The sequence below is a fragment of the Streptomyces sp. cf386 genome, from assembly GCF_900103585.1.
Lineage (GTDB): Bacteria > Actinomycetota > Actinomycetes > Streptomycetales > Streptomycetaceae > Streptomyces.
On sequence record NZ_FNHV01000001.1, the window covers coordinates 782,432 to 800,551 of the forward strand.

Annotated in this window: 18 protein-coding genes and 1 pseudogene; 7 read left to right on the forward strand and 12 right to left on the reverse strand. The window is 71.5% G+C overall.

The features are described 5' to 3' along the window. Nucleotides 1-31 precede the first annotated feature (31 nt). Together BLU79_RS03500 and BLU79_RS03505 are read right to left on the reverse strand one after the other, a co-directional pair. Complete coding sequence (locus BLU79_RS03500; protein ID WP_093904060.1) at nt 32-574, reverse strand: SixA phosphatase family protein; 543 nt, start codon at nt 572-574, stop codon at nt 32-34. Continuing rightward, entirely contained in the window at nt 571-1,329 is a 759-nt protein-coding gene (locus tag BLU79_RS03505; protein WP_093904061.1) for a hypothetical protein, read from the reverse strand. Before BLU79_RS03505 ends, BLU79_RS03500 begins: the two co-directional genes overlap by 4 nt. A 213-nt stretch (nt 1,330-1,542) precedes the next feature. Between BLU79_RS03505 and BLU79_RS03510 the strand changes: the two genes are divergently transcribed. Further along, nucleotides 1,543-1,950 (forward strand): CoA-binding protein, encoded by a 408-nt coding sequence (locus tag BLU79_RS03510; protein WP_093904062.1) that lies wholly within the window; start codon nt 1,543-1,545, stop codon nt 1,948-1,950. Between the two features lie 75 nt (nt 1,951-2,025). After that, nucleotides 2,026-3,249 carry a 4-hydroxybenzoate 3-monooxygenase gene (locus BLU79_RS03515; protein ID WP_093904063.1) on the forward strand — a complete coding sequence of 408 codons (1,224 nt, stop codon included), beginning with the start codon at nt 2,026-2,028 and terminating at the stop codon, nt 3,247-3,249. Here the strand turns inward: BLU79_RS03515 and BLU79_RS49845 are convergent. After that, nucleotides 3,202-3,321 (reverse strand): annotated as a pseudogene (locus tag BLU79_RS49845) (transcriptional regulator); the annotation flags it as partial. The gene BLU79_RS03515 and the pseudogene BLU79_RS49845 overlap by 48 nt on opposite strands. Nucleotides 3,322-3,383: 62 nt before the next feature. On the opposite strand from BLU79_RS49845, the gene BLU79_RS03520 reads away from it, so the two are divergent. Continuing rightward, complete coding sequence (locus BLU79_RS03520; protein ID WP_093904212.1) at nt 3,384-4,484, forward strand: cation diffusion facilitator family transporter; 1,101 nt, start codon at nt 3,384-3,386, stop codon at nt 4,482-4,484. A gap of 13 nt (nt 4,485-4,497) precedes the next feature. On the opposite strand, the gene BLU79_RS03525 is transcribed toward BLU79_RS03520, so the two are convergent. Then, entirely contained in the window at nt 4,498-5,055 is a 558-nt protein-coding gene (locus BLU79_RS03525; RefSeq protein ID WP_093904064.1) for a YbaK/EbsC family protein, read from the reverse strand. A gap of 43 nt (nt 5,056-5,098) precedes the next feature. After that, a complete protein-coding gene (locus BLU79_RS03530) occupies nt 5,099-5,671 on the reverse strand; it encodes a helix-turn-helix domain-containing protein (RefSeq protein WP_177000839.1) in 573 nt (190 codons plus the stop codon). Between the two features lie 137 nt (nt 5,672-5,808). On the opposite strand from BLU79_RS03530, the gene BLU79_RS03535 reads away from it, so the two are divergent. Next, complete coding sequence (locus BLU79_RS03535; RefSeq protein WP_093904066.1) at nt 5,809-6,666, forward strand: DMT family transporter; 858 nt, start codon at nt 5,809-5,811, stop codon at nt 6,664-6,666. 58 nt (nt 6,667-6,724) lie between these two features. Here BLU79_RS03535 and BLU79_RS49745 read toward each other — a convergent pair whose 3' ends face one another. Continuing rightward, complete coding sequence (locus BLU79_RS49745) at nt 6,725-7,522, reverse strand: acyltransferase (protein ID WP_093904067.1); 798 nt, start codon at nt 7,520-7,522, stop codon at nt 6,725-6,727. Nucleotides 7,523-7,631: 109 nt separating this feature from the next. Here BLU79_RS49745 and BLU79_RS03545 point away from each other — a divergent pair, with 109 nt between their 5' ends. Further along, nucleotides 7,632-8,162 (forward strand): gamma carbonic anhydrase family protein, encoded by a 531-nt coding sequence (locus BLU79_RS03545; RefSeq protein WP_093904068.1) that lies wholly within the window; start codon nt 7,632-7,634, stop codon nt 8,160-8,162. Between the two features lie 90 nt (nt 8,163-8,252). On the opposite strand, the gene BLU79_RS03550 is transcribed toward BLU79_RS03545, so the two are convergent. The 3 genes from BLU79_RS03550 to BLU79_RS03560 form a co-directional block, all read right to left on the reverse strand. Next, entirely contained in the window at nt 8,253-8,897 is a 645-nt protein-coding gene (locus tag BLU79_RS03550) for a DedA family protein (protein ID WP_093904069.1), read from the reverse strand. A gap of 72 nt (nt 8,898-8,969) precedes the next feature. Beyond that, nucleotides 8,970-10,544, reverse strand: a complete 1,575-nt coding sequence (locus BLU79_RS03555) for a carboxylesterase/lipase family protein (RefSeq protein ID WP_256333120.1) — start codon at nt 10,542-10,544, stop codon at nt 8,970-8,972. A 139-nt stretch (nt 10,545-10,683) separates the two neighbouring features. Next, nucleotides 10,684-12,306, reverse strand: coding sequence for a ricin-type beta-trefoil lectin domain protein (locus BLU79_RS03560; protein ID WP_371131807.1), 1,623 nt, complete (start codon nt 12,304-12,306; stop codon nt 10,684-10,686). 561 nt (nt 12,307-12,867) lie between these two features. Here BLU79_RS03560 and galU point away from each other — a divergent pair. Then, entirely contained in the window at nt 12,868-13,839 is a 972-nt protein-coding gene (gene galU / locus BLU79_RS03565; protein ID WP_371131798.1) for a UTP--glucose-1-phosphate uridylyltransferase GalU, read from the forward strand. Nucleotides 13,840-13,909: 70 nt separating this feature from the next. Here the strand turns inward: galU and BLU79_RS03570 are convergent, their stop codons facing one another. Further along, nucleotides 13,910-14,362, reverse strand: coding sequence for a DUF4442 domain-containing protein (locus tag BLU79_RS03570; RefSeq protein WP_177000840.1), 453 nt, complete (start codon nt 14,360-14,362; stop codon nt 13,910-13,912). A gap of 238 nt (nt 14,363-14,600) precedes the next feature. On the opposite strand from BLU79_RS03570, the gene BLU79_RS03575 reads away from it, so the two are divergent. Next, nucleotides 14,601-15,833, forward strand: a complete 1,233-nt coding sequence (locus tag BLU79_RS03575; RefSeq protein ID WP_093904073.1) for an MFS transporter — start codon at nt 14,601-14,603, stop codon at nt 15,831-15,833. Here the strand turns inward: BLU79_RS03575 and BLU79_RS03580 are convergent. Further along, nucleotides 15,795-16,640, reverse strand: a complete 846-nt coding sequence (locus tag BLU79_RS03580) for a spermidine synthase (protein ID WP_177000841.1) — start codon at nt 16,638-16,640, stop codon at nt 15,795-15,797. The two genes, BLU79_RS03575 and BLU79_RS03580, sit on opposite strands and share 39 nt — an antisense overlap. A 148-nt stretch (nt 16,641-16,788) precedes the next feature. After that, nucleotides 16,789-17,958 (reverse strand): elongation factor Tu, encoded by a 1,170-nt coding sequence (gene tuf, locus BLU79_RS03585; protein ID WP_093904074.1) that lies wholly within the window; start codon nt 17,956-17,958, stop codon nt 16,789-16,791. Nucleotides 17,959-18,120: the final 162 nt, after the last annotated feature.

Sequence of the window (18,120 nt, forward strand, 5' to 3'; positions counted from 1 at the left end):
CCGCGGCCACGCCCGCCCGCGCGGGAGGTGCTCACTTCTTCCTGCCCCGCGCCACCATCACGTCCGTGAGCAGCGCGGTGCCGGGCGCGAGCGCCCGCCAGGCGAGCCCGTGCCAGGCCAGGACGGCGATCGCCGACGTCGGGAACTTCGTGCGGACCTCGTCCAGGGTGTCGTCGAGGCCGTCCCCGGCGAGTTCGAGGACGAGGTCCTCCAGGCCCGGGTTGTGCCCGACCAGCAGCAGCGTCTCGACCTCGGGGGGTACCTCGCGCACGACGGCCAGGAGGTCGGGCACGTCGGCCGCGTACAGCCGCTGGTCGAGGCGCACCGGTGGCGGCGTGCCCCACTCGGCGGACGCCAGTTCCCAGGTGGCACGCGCGCGTGCGGCGGTCGAGCACAGCGCGAGATCCGGCAGGCAGTCCGCGTCGGCGAGCATCCGGCCCGCGACCGGGGCGTCCCGAAGCCCGCGCGGGGCGAGCGGGCGTTCGTGGTCGGCGACGCCGTCCGGCCAGGCGGACTTGGCGTGCCGCAGGACGACCAGACGGCGCAGCGGGCCGGCTCCGATGCGAGCGGTCATGACGGGTTTCCCAGGTCGTGGGCGAGGTCGAGGCCGAGGAGGCGGTCGGCGTAGGCGTATGTCTCGAAGCGGGCGCCGTCGGGCAGGTCCGGCGCGGTCTCCACCCAGCGCAGGACTCCGAGGACTCCGGGCATGTCCAGGTCGTCCTCCCACGCGGTGCGGAGCTCCGCCCGCACCTCGTCGGGGATGGGCCGCGACGGTCGCTGTGCCCAGGTGGCGACGGCGCCGCGCCAGCGTACGAGGGTGTCGTGGGCATCCGCGAGGGCGGCCGTGTCGAGCTGCAGGGGCACGCTTCTGCGCCGCGACAGCAGCGCGAGGCGCAGGGCGGCGGGATCGGCCTCGTCGGGAGGTGCCTCGGCGTGCACGGGCGCGACGGCGACCCGCACTCCGTCGGGTTCCGCGCCGCCCTCGCGTACGACATGGAGGACCTGTGCCTCGCCCAGTCCCGACGCCGCGTCCCGGCCGTCCTCGAAGGGCCGGATGCCCAGCGCCGCGGCGCCGGCCCGCAGCTCCGCCTGCTGCCGCTCCTCGTCGAGCAGCGCCCAGACCGGCGTACCGCCGAGCTCCAGGGCGCGGACGAGAAGGTCGGCGACCAGCAGTATCCGCAGGGCGGTGACGTCGAAGCCCTCCGTATGCGCCTCGACGCGGGTCAGGCCCCGGCGGGCGGGGGCGGCGTCCACGGGCTCGCCGGTTCGGGCGTCGATGATGCGCAGCACGGAGCGAGCGTAGGCGGACGGACCGTCCTGCGCAGCCATCCGGCCCGTTTTCCGGTCACCGTGGCGGGCTTCGGGTCTGCCGGAAGTTCGCTGGTCGTCCATGGTTGTACGGGCCATTCAGGCACACGACGCGTAGGTCGTGTCCGGGCATCGCCACCCCGGGAATCCTTGTGGGCCGTCGGCCGTTGTGCGTGGTGACGACAGAGGGACGACGGTTGGACGGAAGTCCCACGAGGCGCAGGGAGGCCGACGGTGCACGGCGACGAGGCAACGGTCCGCAAGATCCTCACCGAACTGGGCGACACCTGGGCGATCGTGGGCCTGTCGTCGAACCAGCGGCGAGCGGCGTACGGCGTCACCGAGGTGCTGCAGCGCTACGGCAAGCGCATCGTGCCGGTCCATCCGAAGGCGGAGACGGTCCATGGCGAGCAGGGCTACGCCTCCTTGGCGGACATCCCCTTCGACGTGGACGTGGTCGACGTGTTCGTGAACAGCGACCTCGCCGGTCCGGTCGCCGACGAGGCGGTCGCCAAGGGTGCCAAGGCGGTCTGGTTCCAGCTGGGAGTCCTCGACGAGGCGGCGTACGACCGCACCCGCGCGGCGGGACTGGAGATGGTCATGGACCGCTGCCCGGCGATCGAGATACCGCGCCTGGGCTAGGGGCGTCTTCCAGGGCACATCGAGCCGCCCCCGGAACCCTCCCCTCCCCGCGTCGGCCGCCCGCATAATGCTCGGGTGACTTCCACCTCCCCCCACACCAACTCCGGTGCCCCGCAACGCTTCCCGGTCGTCATCGTCGGTGCCGGACCGGCCGGCCTCACCATCGGCAACATCCTGCGGGCGGCGTCCGTCGACTGTCTGGTCCTGGAGATCGAGACCCGTCAGTTCATCGAGCGGCGGCCGCGGGCCGGGGTCATCGAGGAGTGGGCCGTACGCGGACTCCAGCAGCGGGGGCTCGCGGACACTCTGCTGGAGCGGGCGCAGCGGCACACGGAGTGCGAGTTCCGGTTCGCCGGGGAGCGCTATCGGTTCGAGTACGCCGAACTGACGGGACAGCACCACTGGGTCTATCCGCAACCGTTGCTGGTGACGGACCTGGTGCGCGAGTACGCGGACGTGCGCGGCGGGGCCATACGCTTCGGCGTTCAGGACGTGGAGCTGCACGACCTCGACACCGACCACGCCTCGGTGTCGTACACCTGCCCGGAGACGGGCCGACGCGAGGTCGTGCACTGCGACTTCGTCGCGGGCTGTGACGGAGCGCGTGGCGTCACGCGCGCCGCGGTGCCCGACGACCGTGTGCACATCTCGCGCAGCGACTATGGCATCGGCTGGCTGGCGCTGCTCGCCGAGGCGCCGCCGTCCTCCGACTGTGTGCTGTTCGGCATGCATCCGAACGGGTTCGCCGGCCACATGCCGCGCAGCGCCGAGGTGACCCGCTACTACCTCGAGTGCCCGCCCGGCGACGACCCGGAGAACTGGTCGCACGACAGGGTCTGGACGGAGCTCCAGCAGCGGCTCGGGGCGAACGGCGCGCCGCCGCTGACGGAGGGCCGGCTGATCGAGAAGCGCGTCCTCGACATGCACAACTACGTGGTCGAGCCCATGGCGTTCGGCCGCCTCTTCCTGGCCGGCGACGCCGCCCACCTGACCGCCCCGATCGCCGCCAAGGGCATGAACCTCGCCCTGCACGACGCCTTCCTGCTCGGTGACGCGCTCATCGCGTACCTCACCAAGGGCGACGGCACCGGCCTGGACGGCTACTCGGCGGCCTGCCTGGGCCGGGTGTGGGACTACCAGGAGTTCTCGCACTGGCTCTCCGAGGTCTACCACGGCACGTCTTCAGGCGACCCCTACCGCGCGGGGACCACCCTCGCCCGCCTCCGCCGCCTCTTCGGCTCCCCGAAGGCAGCGATGGCGTTCGCGGAGCAGTACCTGGGCACGCACGCCGACTACTGAGGCCGACTCGTCCTCGCCCGGGGTGCGCGGGTGCGCATCCAGTGCAGGTGATAGGTGCATGCGTGCGCTCATACGCACATAATGGCGGTGTGAGTGGCCACTCGCCCACTCCCATGCACCGGAAGGGGACCGCCGTGAGCGACGGGCACGCGCACGAGCACGAGCACGAGCACCAGGGCCATCACGGCCACACGCAGGACCACCATCACGACCACGACCACCATGGACACGCCCACACCCACACACCGGCCCCCCTCCGCCACCGCCTGACCCACCTCCTCAAGCCCCACTCCCACGAAACCGCCGACAAACTCGACTCCGCCCTGGAGTCCTCGGCCCGCGGCATGCGCGCACTATGGGTCTCGCTGGCCGTGCTCGGCGTGACCGCACTCGCCCAGGCGGTCGTCGTCATCGCCTCCGGATCCGTGGCGCTGCTCGGCGACACCGTGCACAACACCGCGGACGCACTGACCGCCGTACCGCTGGGAATCGCCTTCGTACTGGGCCGACGCGCGGCGACCCGCCGCTTCACCTACGGCTACGGGCGGGCCGAGGACCTCGCGGGCATCGTCATCGTGCTGACGATCGCCGCGTCCGCGGCCTTCGCGGCGTGGACGGCGTTCGACCGCCTCCTCGATCCGCGGCCCGTGGAGCAGATCCCGGCCGTGGCCGTGGCGGCGCTCGTCGGGTTCGCGGGCAACGAGTGGGTGGCCCGGTACCGGATCCGGGTCGGGCGGGCGATCGGCTCGGCGGCGCTGGTCGCGGACGGACTGCACGCCCGTACGGACGGATTCACTTCACTCGCCGTCCTGTTGAGCGCCGGAGGCGCCGCGCTGGGGTGGCAACTCGCGGACCCGATCGTGGGGTTGGCGATCACGGCCGCCATCACGCTGGTACTGCGGGACGCGGCACGCGAGGTGTTCCGGCGGGTGATGGACGCCGTGGATCCGGCGCTGGTGGACCGGGCCGAGCGGGCGCTGCGGGAGGTCGAGGGCGTGCGCGAGGTGGGCGAGTTGCGGCTGCGTTGGATCGGGCACCGACTGCGCGCGGAGGTGGCGGTCGTCGTGGACGGCGAGGTGACGGTACGTCAGGCGCACGCCATCGCCGTCGACGCCGAACACGCCCTGCTGCACGCCGTGCCCCGGCTCACCGCGGCCCTGGTCCACGCCGACCCGGCACCGGTGCCGGGCGAGGCGGATCCGCACCTGGCCCTCGCCCACCACGCCACGGCCTGAGCCCGCGACGCACTCAGGCGACGCCGAGCCCTTCCAGCACGACCGCCCCGGGCAGCTCAGCGAACGCCTTCCCCGGCACCAGCAGCTTGCCCCTCCGACGCCCGCTGCCGACCAGGACGTACGGCAGGTCGACGACGGCGGAGTCCACCAGCACCGGCCAGCCGTCGGGCAGACCGATCGGGGTGATGCCGCCGTACTCCATGCCGGTCTCGCCGGTCGCCGTGTCCATCGAAGCGAACGACGCCTTGCGGGCGCCGAGTTGACGGCGTACGACACCGTTCACGTCGACCCTGGTGGCGGAGAGCACCACGCAGGCGGCCAGCGTGGTCTCGCCGCCGCGCTTGCCCGCGACGACCACGCAGTTCGCGGACTGCTCCAGCAGTTCCGGCCCGTAGTGCTCCAGGAAGACGGCGGTGTCGGCCCACCGCGGATCGGTCTCGACGTACACGATCTGCTCGGCGGGGACGCTGCCCTGCCAGTGGCGTACGGCGTCGGCGACGGGGCGGGTGAGTTCGCCGAGGCAGTCGGGAGCGGGGGTGGCGTTGTCGAAGTGTCCGATGGGCGCGTCCATGGGCGCACGCTAACAGGCACGCCGAAGCCCTCGGAGCGAGGTCTCAGCGGGCGGGCGGGACCGAGACGGCCAACATCCACTCCGTGGGGACGTCGCCCTGATTGCCGTACGAGTGCGGGGCGTCGGCCTCGAAGGTGGCGCTCGAGCCGGCCGGGATGCGGTACTCCGTGTCGTCGACGGTGAGAGTCAGTTCGCCCACCGTGACGTGGACGATCTCGACGGTGCCGACGGGATGCGGGTCGGAGACGCTGCTCTCGCCCGGCATCACCCGCCAGTGCCACATCTCCAGCGGCCCGGGCGCCTCCGTGCCGGCGAGGAGCCGGCTGGCGCTGCCCGCGTCCGTGTGCCACAGCCGCACGACCTGGTCGGCGGGGACGACCCGGACCTTCGGCCCCTGCTCGTAGTCGAGCAGGGTGGTGATGCTGATCCCGAGCGCGTCACCGATCTTGATCACCGTGCCGAGGCTCGGGTTGGTGCGCGCCTGCTCGATCTGGATGAGCATGCCGCGACTGACGCCTGCCCGGGCGGCGAGCACATCCAGCGTGAAGCCGCGCGCCGCGCGCCAGTGCTTGACGTTGCGCGCCAGGGACTGGGTCAGCAGGTCGAGGTCCGACACATTCCGTCCAATTCTTTCCCATTCCATCCAACCGCACCTCAGTCCCGGAGTACAATATTCTGGAGGGCAGAGTCCAGCGTGCTGCACTACGGTGGGGTGCACCCGATCGTGCACCGAACTGTACTGCGAGGCACCCCGTGACAGCACTCTTCGCCCTGGCCACCAGCCTGCTGTGGGGGCTGGCCGATTTCGGCGGCGGACTGCTGACCCGGCGTACCCCGGCGCTCACGGTGGTCGTCGTCTCGCAGACGATCGCGGCGGTGGTGCTCGGCGTGATCGTGGTCGCCACCGGCGGCTGGAGCGAGGCCGGTTCCCAGCTGTGGTTCGCGGTCGCCGCCGGCCTGGTGGGGCCGGTCGCGCTGCTCTGCTTCTACAAGGCGCTCGCGCTGGGCCCGATGGGCGTGGTCTCCCCGCTCGGCACCGTGGGCGTGGCGGTCCCAGTCGGTGTGGGGCTCTTCCTCGGCGAGCGGCCCGGTCTGATGCAGGTCGCGGGGATCGCGGTCGCCGTGCTCGGCGTCCTGCTCGCGGGCGGACCGCAGCTGCGGGGCGCTCCCGTGCAGCGCCAGGCCATCCTGCTCACGCTGATCGCGGCGTTCGGTTTCGGCACTGTTTTCGCGCTGATCGCGGAGGCGTCGACGACGATCACCGGGCTGTTCCTCGCGCTCTTCGTGCAGCGCGTGGTCAACGTGGCGGCGGGCGGCCTCGCGCTGTACGTCTCCGTACGACGGGGCGCCCCCGCCCTCCCGGAGGACGGTTTCCCCTGGCGCTCGCTGCCGGCGCTCGCCTTCGTCGGCCTCGCCGACGTCGCGGCGAACGGCACCTATGTGGTCGCCGCCCACCACGGCCCGGTCACCGTCGCCGCCGTACTGGCCTCGCTCTACCCGGTGGTGACCGCGCTGGCCGCGCGCGGGATTCTCCGGGAGCGGCTACGGGCGGTGCAGGCGGCGGGCGCGGGTCTGGCGCTGGTGGGAACGCTGCTGCTGGCATCCGGCTGACTCAGCAGCCATGTCACCGCGCGTGCCGGGCGCCCGGCCGGGGGCATACCCCAGGCTCTCAGGACTCCGCGGCCGGCTCGGCGAGTTCGACAGCCGCCTTCTCGTCCAGCTCCGCCAGCTTCGCCGCCGTCTCCTCGTCCAGCTCGGCCAGGGCCTGGAGCTGCTCGGGGGTGATCCCGTCGGGTAGCGGCACCGGCGCCGGGGTCCGAAGCGGCGGCTGCCAGCCGTCGCCGGGCGTCCAGCGGCGTACGACACGGGCGGGCGCCCCCGCCACGACGGCATGGTCGGGCACCGTGCCCCGGACCACGGCGCCGGCCGCGACCACGACGTTCCGCCCGATCCGCGCGCCCGGCAGGATCACGGCACCGGTGCCGATCCAGCATCCCGGCCCGATCTCGACCGGCTCCATGCGCGGCCACTGCTTCCCGATGGGCTCGTGCGGATCGTCGTAGGAGTGGTTGGTGGAGGTGACGTAGACGTACGGCCCGAAGTAGCAGTCGCTGCCGATGGTGACCGTCGTGTCGGCGATGACATGGCTGCCGCGGCCCAGCACGACGCCGTCCCCTATGCGCAGGATCGGCTCCGGGCCGAGGTCGAGGTCGGGCATCAGACCGGCGGTGAGCGTCACCTGCTCGCCGACGATGCAGTGGGAGCCGAGGTGGATCCAGGGTTCGCCGAAGACCGTGCCGAGCGGGAAGGCCAGTCGGGTGGCTTCGCCGATCGAGCCGAAGCGGAGGCGGCCGGGGTTCTCGGCGGTCACCGAACCCGTGCGCTGCGCCCAGGCCCAGGCCGCGTGGACGGCGCGCTGCGTGAGGCTGCGCCGCCAGGACGAGAACGTGTTCTTGCGCTTGGGCACGCGTTCACCGTACTGAGCCTGCGGCTCCCTTATGACGTCGAGGGGCTGTGATCTTCGCCCTACCGGGTGGCGTAGCGTTCCGACGTACCGAGGACGACAGGAGACGGTGATGACGCACAAGGCACTGATCAAGGGCATCGGCGGCAGAGAGCCGAAGATCGACGCAGAGGTGTTCGTGGCGCCGACGGCCTCGGTGATCGGGGACGTGACGCTCCATGCGGGGGCGAGCGTCTGGTACGGGGCGGTGGTGCGCGGCGACGTCGAGAAGATCTCCGTCGGCGCGAGCAGCAATGTGCAGGACAACTGCACGCTTCATGCCGATCCCGGCTTCCCTGTGAGCGTCGGTGAGCGGGTGTCGATCGGGCACAACGCGGTCGTGCATGGGGCGACCGTCGGGGACGACTGTCTGATCGGCATGGGGGCGACCGTGTTGAACGGTGCCGTGATCGGGGCGGGGTCTTTGGTCGCCGCCCAGGCTCTGGTGCCGCAGGGGATGCAGGTACCGCCCGGGTCGCTGGTCGCGGGGGTGCCTGCGAAGGTCAAGCGGGAGCTTACGGAGGAAGAGCGTCAGGGTGTCACGCTCAACGGGACCATGTATGCGGAGTTGGCGAAGGCTCACCGGGACGAGCACGGGGCGTAGGGTCGTGCTCGGTCTGCAGGTTCGTTGTGGCTGGTCTCGCCCACGCGGCGGAGCCGCATAGCGATACAGCCCCGCGCCCCTAAGGGCGTTTCAGTCCCCGGCGGCTACAGGTTCTGGCTCCTGCTGTACCGTCTGGGCCTGCTTCGCCTTGCGCTTGATGATCAGCATTGATGTGACGCCGATCAGGACCGCCGCCACCAGGCCCAGCCAGGAGAAGCGCTTCAGCCAGGACTCGGCGACCACGCCCACGTAGTAGATGACCGCGGTCGTGCCGCCCGCCCAGAGGATGCCGCCGAAGACGTTGGCGATCAGGAACTTCCAGTACGGCATGTGCAGGACGCCCGCGAGGGGGCCGGCGAAGATGCGCAGGAGGGCGACGAAGCGGCCGAAGAAGACGGCCCACATGCCCCACTTCTGGAAGGAGCGCTCGGCGGTGGCGATGTGGCCCTCGCTGAAGTGCTTGGGGAACTTCGCGCCCAGCCAGGCCAGGAGTGGTCGGCCGCCCTTGCGGCCGATGGCGTAGCCGATGGAGTCGCCGATGATCGCGCCCGCGCTCGCGCAGGCGCCGAGCACGAGCGGGTCGATCTCACCGTGCTGTGAGGCGAGCAGCGCCGAGGAGACCAGGATGATCTCGCCGGGCAGCGGGATGCCCAGGCTCTCCAGTCCGATGACCACGCCGACCAGCAGATAGATCGCCAGTGGGGGCACCGTTTCGAGCCATTCCTGGACGTGCAACGCCGCTTCCTCTCGTCACCTGGACTCTGTGTTCCCGGCGCACGCTCGGCCATGAGCGTGCGCCGGGGCAGCCTACCCGTTCTGAGTGACGGTCTCGGTGTCCCACAGGTTGCACTGATGCTCACCGTGCACAGTGGTGCTCGTCTCATTCCCGCCGGCGGACGTGGTGCGCAAGGTCAGCACCATCCCCGACCGGGACGGCATCGCGGGCTGTCCTGCCGCGCGCGGCACCCCGTCCCGGACGAAGGAGCCCCAGTACTGGACCATCTGCCCCGCCAGCCTCCGCTGCTCGGCGTTCAGCGGTGACCGAAGGCCGAAGTGCTTGAAGAGGTACTGCACCTCGTTGACGTGGGTCGCGCCGAAGTCGAAGTCGGTGCCGAGGTTGCGCAGGGAGGCGAAGGGCGGGGAGGTGCGGTCGGCGAACTCGTACGTGTAGACCTTGCCGCGTCCGGCGAGGGTGCCGTCGAGGCGGAGGCCCGAGCAGGCGAAGAGCTGATCGCCCTGGGCTGTGGCGTACGCGATGGTCGGCGAGGGGTAGGACGAGAGGGGGTAGCGCGCGAGTGCCTTTTCGCCGTAGTCCGTCCGCATCACCGCCGGGTACCGGTCGGCGGTGAGCGGGGTGCCGCTCAGGTCGAAGCGGGCGAAGGCGAAGAGGCGTCCCTCGTCCTGGTTGGCACCGTTCATGACCGGTACGCCGGCTGCGGCCCCCTGCGCGAACGCCTCCTCGGGCTGCCTCGGCAGGAACGCGCCGCCGGTCACCGGCCCCCAGTCGAACCCATTCTGCGCGGCCAGGATCTCGGCGGGTGACTTGGTGCGCAGACACGCCATGTCGGTGCAGCCCAGCTTCTGCGCGAAGGCGGCGCCCTGCGCCACGGCCGTCTCCTGCGTGCGCGCACCGCAGTCGCCGTACGCCCCGCTCTGGATGATCCCGGCCCGGAACAGCCCTCTAGCCGTCGGCGAGGCCAGCTGGGTGCAGACCGACCGACCGCCCGCCGACTCGCCCGCGATGGTCACGCGGCCCGGGTCGCCGCCGAACCGACCGATGTTGGCGCGCACCCAGCGCAGCGCGGCCTGCTGGTCGAGCATGCCGAAGTTGCCGGAGACCCCGTCACCCGCCTCGTCGTCGAGGCCTGCCGTGGCGAGGAAGCCCATCGCCCCGAGGCGGTAGTTGACGGTCACGACGACCGTGCCGGTCTGCCGGGCGAAGGTGTCGGGGACGACGTCCTGACCGGCCCCGGCGGTGAGCCCTCCGCCGTGGAACCAGACCATGACCGCCCGGCGGGCGGCGCCTTCGGCGACGTGCGCGTTGCCGGGGACATACACATTGAGGTCGAGGCAGCCCTCGGTGTGGCTCGGCTGCTCGTAGCCGGGATCCCAACTCGATGCCTGCACACACTTGTCGCCGAAGTCCCGTGCCGCACGCACGCCTCGCCAGGGCCGGACCGGCCGCGGCTCCCGCCAGCGGAGTCCTGCGACGGGCGGCTCGGCGTAGGGGATGCCGAGGAACTGCCGTCCCTCTGCGGTGGTTTCACCCCGGATCGAGCCCGCGTCGGTGCGGATCACGGGGTCGTCGGTGGCCTGCGCGGGCACGGGAATGACGAGCGCCGCCACGAGGGCCAGCAGCGCGACGGACAAACGACGTAACACCGGTCCACCTCCACATTCGTCCACGGTTGAAGCCACTACGTTGTGAGGCGCTGGTGACGCGTGTCAACGACGTGGACGAGAACGGCCGAATGAAGGCAGTAAGAGAAGAAGAGGCCACCCCGGCTGGGTGACCCCTCGACTAGCGGACGGCGGTGTCGAGCGCCGTCTTGGCGGTGCCGACGACGGTGGACACCGTGGCCGGCACCTCGACCGGGAGGGCCACGACGGCATCGACGGGGGCGGCGGGCTCGGCCGAGTCGCCGGAATCGTCCTGGACGTAGCGCGTCTCGTACTGCGGCTCGGGATGGTCCGACGGCCGGTCCGGCTCGTCCTTCGGGGACTCGGTCTCGGGCGGCCCGGGGACTGCGGCACGCGGCTCCTCGGACTCGGGCTCCGTGGACGCGCCGCCCTCCCCCTTCTCGGCCGGCTTCCCCTCCTCCTTCCGCTGCGGCGTCGCCTCGCTCACGCCGGCGAGCCCGCCGTCGAGCGACCAGCGCTGCTCCTCGGACCCGTCCCGTTCGGCGAGCACCACGCTCTCGCTCTCGCCGGACGCGACCGCCAGCCCGCCGGACCGGCGCGGCAGCAGTTCCCCGTGGACGGTGAGGTCGTAGCGCACCTCGCCCGCGTGCGCGAGGCAGTTGGCCAGGACGACCGTGCCCTTGTCGGGGTCGGAGTCGAGGCAGAGGGTGGGGTCGGCGGCGCTGCGCAGCAGACCGCTCTCCTGGTACGACCACTGCTGGGACGCGGCGGACGAGCACTCCGCCAGCTCGGCCCGGGCACCCGTGCGGATCTCGCCCTCGTGGAGGTCCAGGCACAGGCCCCGGTCGACGTTGCGGAGTCTGCCCTGGGCGATCTCGACGGGGTCCTCGGCCGACGCGGCCGACGGTGAACCGCCCGTCGATGGTCTGGTTCTCGGGCCCGGAGTGACGGACTGGCCGCTGGGCACACCCCAGGTCGCCTGGGCGTCGGGAACGCCGCTCTCCTCGGACCAGCCCTTGGCGGTGAGCACCGTGACGAGCAGGGCGAGGGAGGTCAGACCGACGCCCACGGCGAGAGCCTTCGTGCGTCCGCGCTCCATGGCGAGCTGGGCCGGGCGGTGCCGTCCGCCGCGTCGGGGGCGGGTGCACGACGCCGATCCCGCGCCGCCTCGCCCGGGCCGGGAGTCCAGGTAACGCCGGGCGCCCCAGCCCAGCACGGTTTCGGCCAGCAGTACTTCGAGTCCGCCCTCGAAATGGCTGAGCTGCTCGGCGGCGTGCCGGCAGTAACGGCACTCCATCAGATGCTGTTGCACATCGGGCAACAGAGCCCCGCCCCGGCGAATGGGGACGTCGAGGAGACGGTTGTAGTAACGGCATTCCCGGCTGGGCGCGAGTTCGCGGTGGGCTCGGACACAACCTGCCCGGAATTGCTCACGCACTCCCTCCATCGCGGCCGACGCGGTGCCCGCGTCCACCCCCAGCAGACCAGCGGGTATGGTTATCGGTTCCGCCTCGACCTCGGTGTGCCAGAGGAGGCATTGCGAGGCCCCCGGGAGAGCCCGGAATGCGCGCTCGGCGATATGGCGCCTTTCGGGCGTCACGGACCGTGCGGCACGCATCCCACGCCCCCCGGTGGGTTTGCCGAGTTCCGGCAGCAGAGCGGAAATCGCGCCGTCCGCCGCCCACTCCTTCACCAGCTCCCTTACGGCGGTGAGCAGTTGGGGGCGCAGTGCACCGCCGGCCGGTCGGCCGAGCACGCGATGGAACGCCGCGGCGGCCACCATGGAGGCCGAACTCTCGGTGGACACGAGGCAGATGGCCGCGTAGTCGTAGGCGGCGCGCCAATGCCGCGCCATGAGCAGCGCGACGGCGCGGCCGTCGGCCCCGGTCTTGCCCAGGTTCGCGAGGAGATCGCGGTCGGACCCTCCTGGGCTCACTCCGGGCCGCGGCGGGTACGGCGGTCGTGGGGGGTAAGGGGATTGCACTGAACCATTTCCTTCCCAGCCGCAGGACGCCATGAGGAATGCGCGTCCGTCGGAAAGCAGGTGTGTGATTGGTGCGTACCTAGGCCGCGTCACCTGTGGACCGGCTATCGGGTCGCTCACTTTCGCACAAGCGATCCACAGGAAACAAGGAGTTCGAGTGACCGTCGTTCAAGAAGCAGGGAATTCAGAAAAGTTACCGGCGGTATCCGCACCCGCATTCGAAAGCATCATCGGACCGGACGTCAAGTTGTGTGCACGCAAAGACCGTTACCCCACGGAATCTTCTCTTCCGCATACCCCACAGCAAGCTCCGAGCTTTCTCTCGGCGTGCTCTCATGCCCGTACTCCAGCATGGGCCGCATGATCGTCCCCCACACCACACCCACCACCCCCGATCAGGCCCGGAAGGTCCGCAAGGCGGTCGTCCCGGCCGCGGGCCTCGGCACCCGGTTCCTGCCCGCGACGAAGGCGACCCCGAAGGAGATGCTGCCGGTCGTCGACAAGCCAGCCATCCAGTACGTCGTCGAGGAGGCCGCGGCGGCCGGTCTCGACGACGTTCTTATGATCACCGGTCGGCACAAGCGCGCCATCGAGGACCACTTCGACAACGCCTTCGAACTGGAGCAGGCCCTCACCGCGAAGGGCGACACCGTACGGCTGGACGCGGTGCGCGACCCGGCCCGGCTCGCCGACATCCACCACATCCGCCAGGGCGACCCGCTCGGCCTCGGCCACGCGGTGCTGTGCGCCCGCCATCACGTCGGCGACCAGCCGTTCGCCGTCCTGCTGGGCGACGACCTCATCGACCCGCGCGAGACCCTGCTGAGCCGGATGCTGGAGGTCCGCGACCGCTACGAGGGCAGCGTGGTCGCGCTCATGGAGGTCCCGCCGGAGCAGATCCACCTCTACGGCTGCGCGGCCGTAGAACCGTCCGGCGAGGACGGCGTGGTCCGTGTCACGGGCCTGGTCGAGAAGCCCTCACGCGAGGACGCGCCGAGCCACTACGCGGTCATCGGCCGCTACGTCCTCGACCCGGCCGTCTTCGGCATCCTGGAGCGCACCCCACCCGGCCGTGGCGGCGAGATCCAGCTGACCGACGCGCTGCAGGACATGGCGGCGGGCGGGACGGTCCACGGGGTCGTCTTCGACGGGCTGCGCTACGACACCGGCGACAAGGCGGACTACCTGCGCACGGTGGTACGGCTGGCGTGCGGCCGGGCGGACCTGGGGCCCGAGTTCATGGCCTGGCTGAAGGAGTTCGTGGCGGGTCTGGAGGATGCCGGGGCGGATCGGGCAGATGCCGGGGCGGACCGGAACCGGCTCGCAGCCTGAGCGCTCACGCCCCCGGACAGCGCACAGGGGCCCCATCCGGGACCCCCGCCTGCTGCCGTGCGAGGTCGGCTCAGCTGTTCGGCCGCAGCGTCCATACGACGGTCATCTCGCCGGTGACGGCACCGTCCCCGCGCTGGATCTCGATCGTCACCGGGAACTCCGGCCGCTCCCCCGCGTCGAGCTCCGCGACGACCTCGGCGGCCGGACGGCCCAGCGTCGCGGTGGCGGTGACGGCGCCCATGGCGAGCTTCTTGTAGGCGATCTCGGCGCGCACGGCGAGCGGCACGGCACGCGAGAGCTGCTCGCCGAACGCGGCCAGCACGATGGCCCCGCTGGCGGACTCCCCGAGCGTGAACATCGCGCCGGCGTGCGGCCCGCCCACGTGGTTGTGGTAGTCGCTCTGGTCCGGCAGAGCCACCACGGCCTTGTCCGGCGTGGTCTCAAGGAACTCGAGGTTCAGGGTCCGGGCCATGGGCACGGTGGCGGCGAGCATCTCGCCGATGGACATCTGGTCTGCGCTCATGGCGGTCATGTTACCCATGAGTAGGATCCAGGGAACAGGTCGAGCCCGATGTGACGAGCGTCGTATCCGCGCAGCGCCCGGGCACCGCCCGCCGTGCCCGGTGGGCGGTCCCATCCGGCCCGTGACCTGCAATCCGCTTGGCAAATCGGAGCCCGGGCGGCGATAGTCGGCAGGTGAACGCCCCCGCCGACCTCCGCCGCTCTCCCGTCGCCCCGCATGGGCGGGCCGCAACTACAGCCTGCTGACCGCCGCCGCGTTCGTCACGAACCTCGGCAGTCATGGCGCGCTGGTCGCCGCAGCGTTCGCGGTACTGGAGTCGGGCGGTGACGGCGGTGACGTCGGTCTGGTGGCCGCTTCCCACACCCTGCCCCTGGGGCTCTTCCCGCTGATCGGCGGTGCCGTTGCGGACCGGCCGCCCCGGCACCGGGTGATGGTCGCGGCCAACGCCCTCAGCTGTGTCTCGCAGGCCGCCTTCGCCGTGCTGGTCCTCTCCGGGGAAGCGCAGCTGTGGCAGATGATGCTGCTGACGGCACTCGGCGGCACCGGCCACGCGTTCTTCAGCCCCGCGACCGAGGGCATGCTGCTGTCGTCGGTCCAGGGCGAGCAGGCGAGCCGGGCGTTCGCCGTGTTCCGGATGGCGATGCAGGGGGCGGCGGTGGGCGGCGCCGCGCTCGGCGGTGCCATGGTGGCCGCGATCGGGCCCGGCTGGGTGCTGGCTGCGGACGCGGCGGCCTTCGCGATCGCCGGTTCCATGCGGGCGTTCCTCGACGTGCGGCACGTTCCCGAGCGCACGCCGGGTGGCGGCATGCTCGCCGATCTGCGGGAGGGCTGGCGGGAGTTCGTCGGGCGTCCGTGGCTGTGGGGCGTCGCGCAGTTCTCCATCGCCAACGCGGTCGTCGCCGCCGCCGACGCGGTCTACGGCCCGCTCGTCGCCCGGGACCACCTCGGCGGCGCCGGCCCGTGGGGCCTGGCCCTGGGTTTCTTCGGGGCGGGCACGGTCGTCGGCGCCCTGCTCATGACCCGCTGGAAACCCCGCCGCCTGCTCCTTGCCGGCACCCTGTGCGTCTTTCCGCTCGCGCTCCCCTCCGCCGCGCTGGCCGTGCCGGTGCCGATCACGGTCCTGTGCGCGGTGATGTTCCTCACCGGCCTGTCGGTGGAGGCGTTCGGCGTCTCCTGGATGACCGCGCTCCATCAGGAGATACCGGAGAACAAGCTGTCCCGGGTCGCCGCGTACGACTGGTTCGGCTCGGTCGGCCTGGTCCCGCTGGCCACGGCGCTGGCCGGCCCGGCGGAGACGGCGTTCGGGCGCACGTCGGCGCTGTGGGGCTGCGCCACGCTGATCGTGGTCGTCACGGCGGCGGTCCTGTGCGTACCGGACGTACGGAACCTGCGGCGTCGTACGAAACAGGTGGCCGCGGCCGGACGGCCCGAATCAGCCGATGCTGAAAGCCCCGTCCGGGGGCTCGGGTGACGGTACGGCGTCCTCGTCCCGCACGGGTCGCGCGCCGCCGATGAACTCCCGCAGGGCGTAACCGTGTTCCACCCGCGCCGGAAAGGCGTCGGAGGCGGTGAGCCGGGCCAGAGCCGCCGTGTCGAGGGGCTTGTGCGCGGCGACGAGCACCGCGTTGCCGAACCGCCGCCCGCGCAGCACACCCGGCTCGGCGATCAGCACGAGCTCCTCGAACAGCGTGGCGTAGGTGGCGAGTTGGGAGCGCAGGAAGGCGAAGGGCGCGGCGTCGGCGAGGTTCGCCAGATAGACGCCGCTCCCCCTCAGCACCCGCTCGGCGTGCCGGGCGTACCCCACCGACGTCAGATGAGCGGGCACCCGTGACCCCCCGAAGACATCGGCGACCAGCACGTCGACGGAGTCGTCCGGCGCGGCTTCCAGCCACTCCCGGGCGTCCCCGCAGTGCAGCCGGACGCCGTCCCCGTCCGCGACCGGCAGATGCTCGACGACCAGCTCCGTCAGCCCCCGATCGGCCTCGACGACATCCTGCCGCGAGCCGGGCCGGGTGGCCGCCAGATACCGGGGCAGGGTGAGCGCCCCACCCCCGAGATGCAGCACATCCAGCGCCCGCCCCGCGTCGGCGACGGTGTCCAGCACATGCCCGAGCCGCCGCGCGTATTCGAACTCCAGATGCGTCGGCTCGTCAAGATCGACGTAGGACTGGGGCGCTCCGTCGACGGTGAGCAGCCAGGCCCGCCGCCGATCGACGTCGGGCATCAGCTTGGCGGTGCCGTAGTCGACGGAGCGGGTGACGGGTAGGGGCTCATTCACCTCCTCATTGTGCCGGGACCTCTTGGCGCGGGGCACAGGAGCGCCCCTTCAGGGGCGCGGGGCTGTGTCGATATGCGGCTCCGCCGCGTGGGGGACTGCGCGACCAGCCACAGCCGGACCCGCAGTCCCCCACAAACCGCAACAATCCTCACACGACGGCGGTAACGGTCCCCGCCCCAACGGTCCTGCCACCCTCACGGATGGCAAATCCGAGCCCCGCCTCCAGCGGAACGTCACGCCCCAGCTCGACAGTCATGGCGACTGTCTCCCCAGGCCGCGCCACGCCCACCTCACCGAGGTCGATGTCCCCGACCACATCCGCCGTACGGATGTAGAACTGCGGCCGATACCCCGTGACGACCGGTGTCGTACGCCCACCCTCACGAGCCGAGAGCACATACACCTGCGCCGAGAACCGACGACGAGGCACCACACTCCCCGGCGCGGCCACGACATGCCCCCGCCGGACGGCGTCCCGCGGAACCCCCCGCAGCAACAGCGCCACGTTGTCCCCGGCCTGCGCCTCGTCCATCGGCTTGCCGAACGTCTCCAGGCCGGTGACCACGGACTCCAGCCCGGCCCCCAGCACTTCGACCCGGTCACCCACCCGCACGGTGCCCCGCTCGACGGCGCCGGTGACCACCGTCCCCCGGCCGGTGATGGTGAGCACGTTCTCGACGGGCAGCAGGAACGGCGCGTCCACATACCGCTCCGGCATCGGAACGTAGGTGTCCACCGCGTCGAGCAGCGCGTCGATCGACGCCGTCCACTTCGGGTCCCCTTCCAGTGCCTTCAGCCCCGAGACCCGTACGACGGGTGCGGCGTCGCCCCCGTAGCCGTGCTCGGTGAGCAGGTCGCGGACCTCCAACTCGACGAGGTCGATGAGCTCCTCGTCACCCGCGTCGGCCTTGTTGAGGGCGACGACGATGTGGTCGACGCCCACCTGCCGGGCGAGCAGCACGTGTTCGGCGGTCTGCGGCATGATCCCGTCGAGCGCGGAGACGACGAGGATCGCCCCGTCGAGCTGCGCGGCGCCGGTGACCATGTTCTTGACGTAGTCGGCGTGGCCCGGCATGTCGACGTGCGCGTAGTGGCGGGTGTCGGTCTCGTACTCGACGTGCGCGATGTTGATGGTGATGCCGCGCGCGGCCTCCTCGGGCGCCCGGTCGATGCGGTCGAACGGCACGAACGTGCCCGACCCGCGCTCGGCGAGGACCTTGGTGATGGCGGCGGTCAACGTGGTCTTGCCGTGGTCGACATGACCCATCGTGCCGATGTTCAGGTGTGGTTTGGTGCGCACGTATGCCGTCTTGGACATGGCTGTACCTCGAAGTCTCTGCGAAGGAGAAGGGGACCCCAGCGACTCGCCGACCCTCCCCCTGCGGGGTCCGCCGGACTTTCCGGAGAGGGTCAGCTTCGGGCGCCGTCGACAGCAGCCAGGAAGACGGGAACGGCAGCCTTCGGTGCATCCGCGACTGCG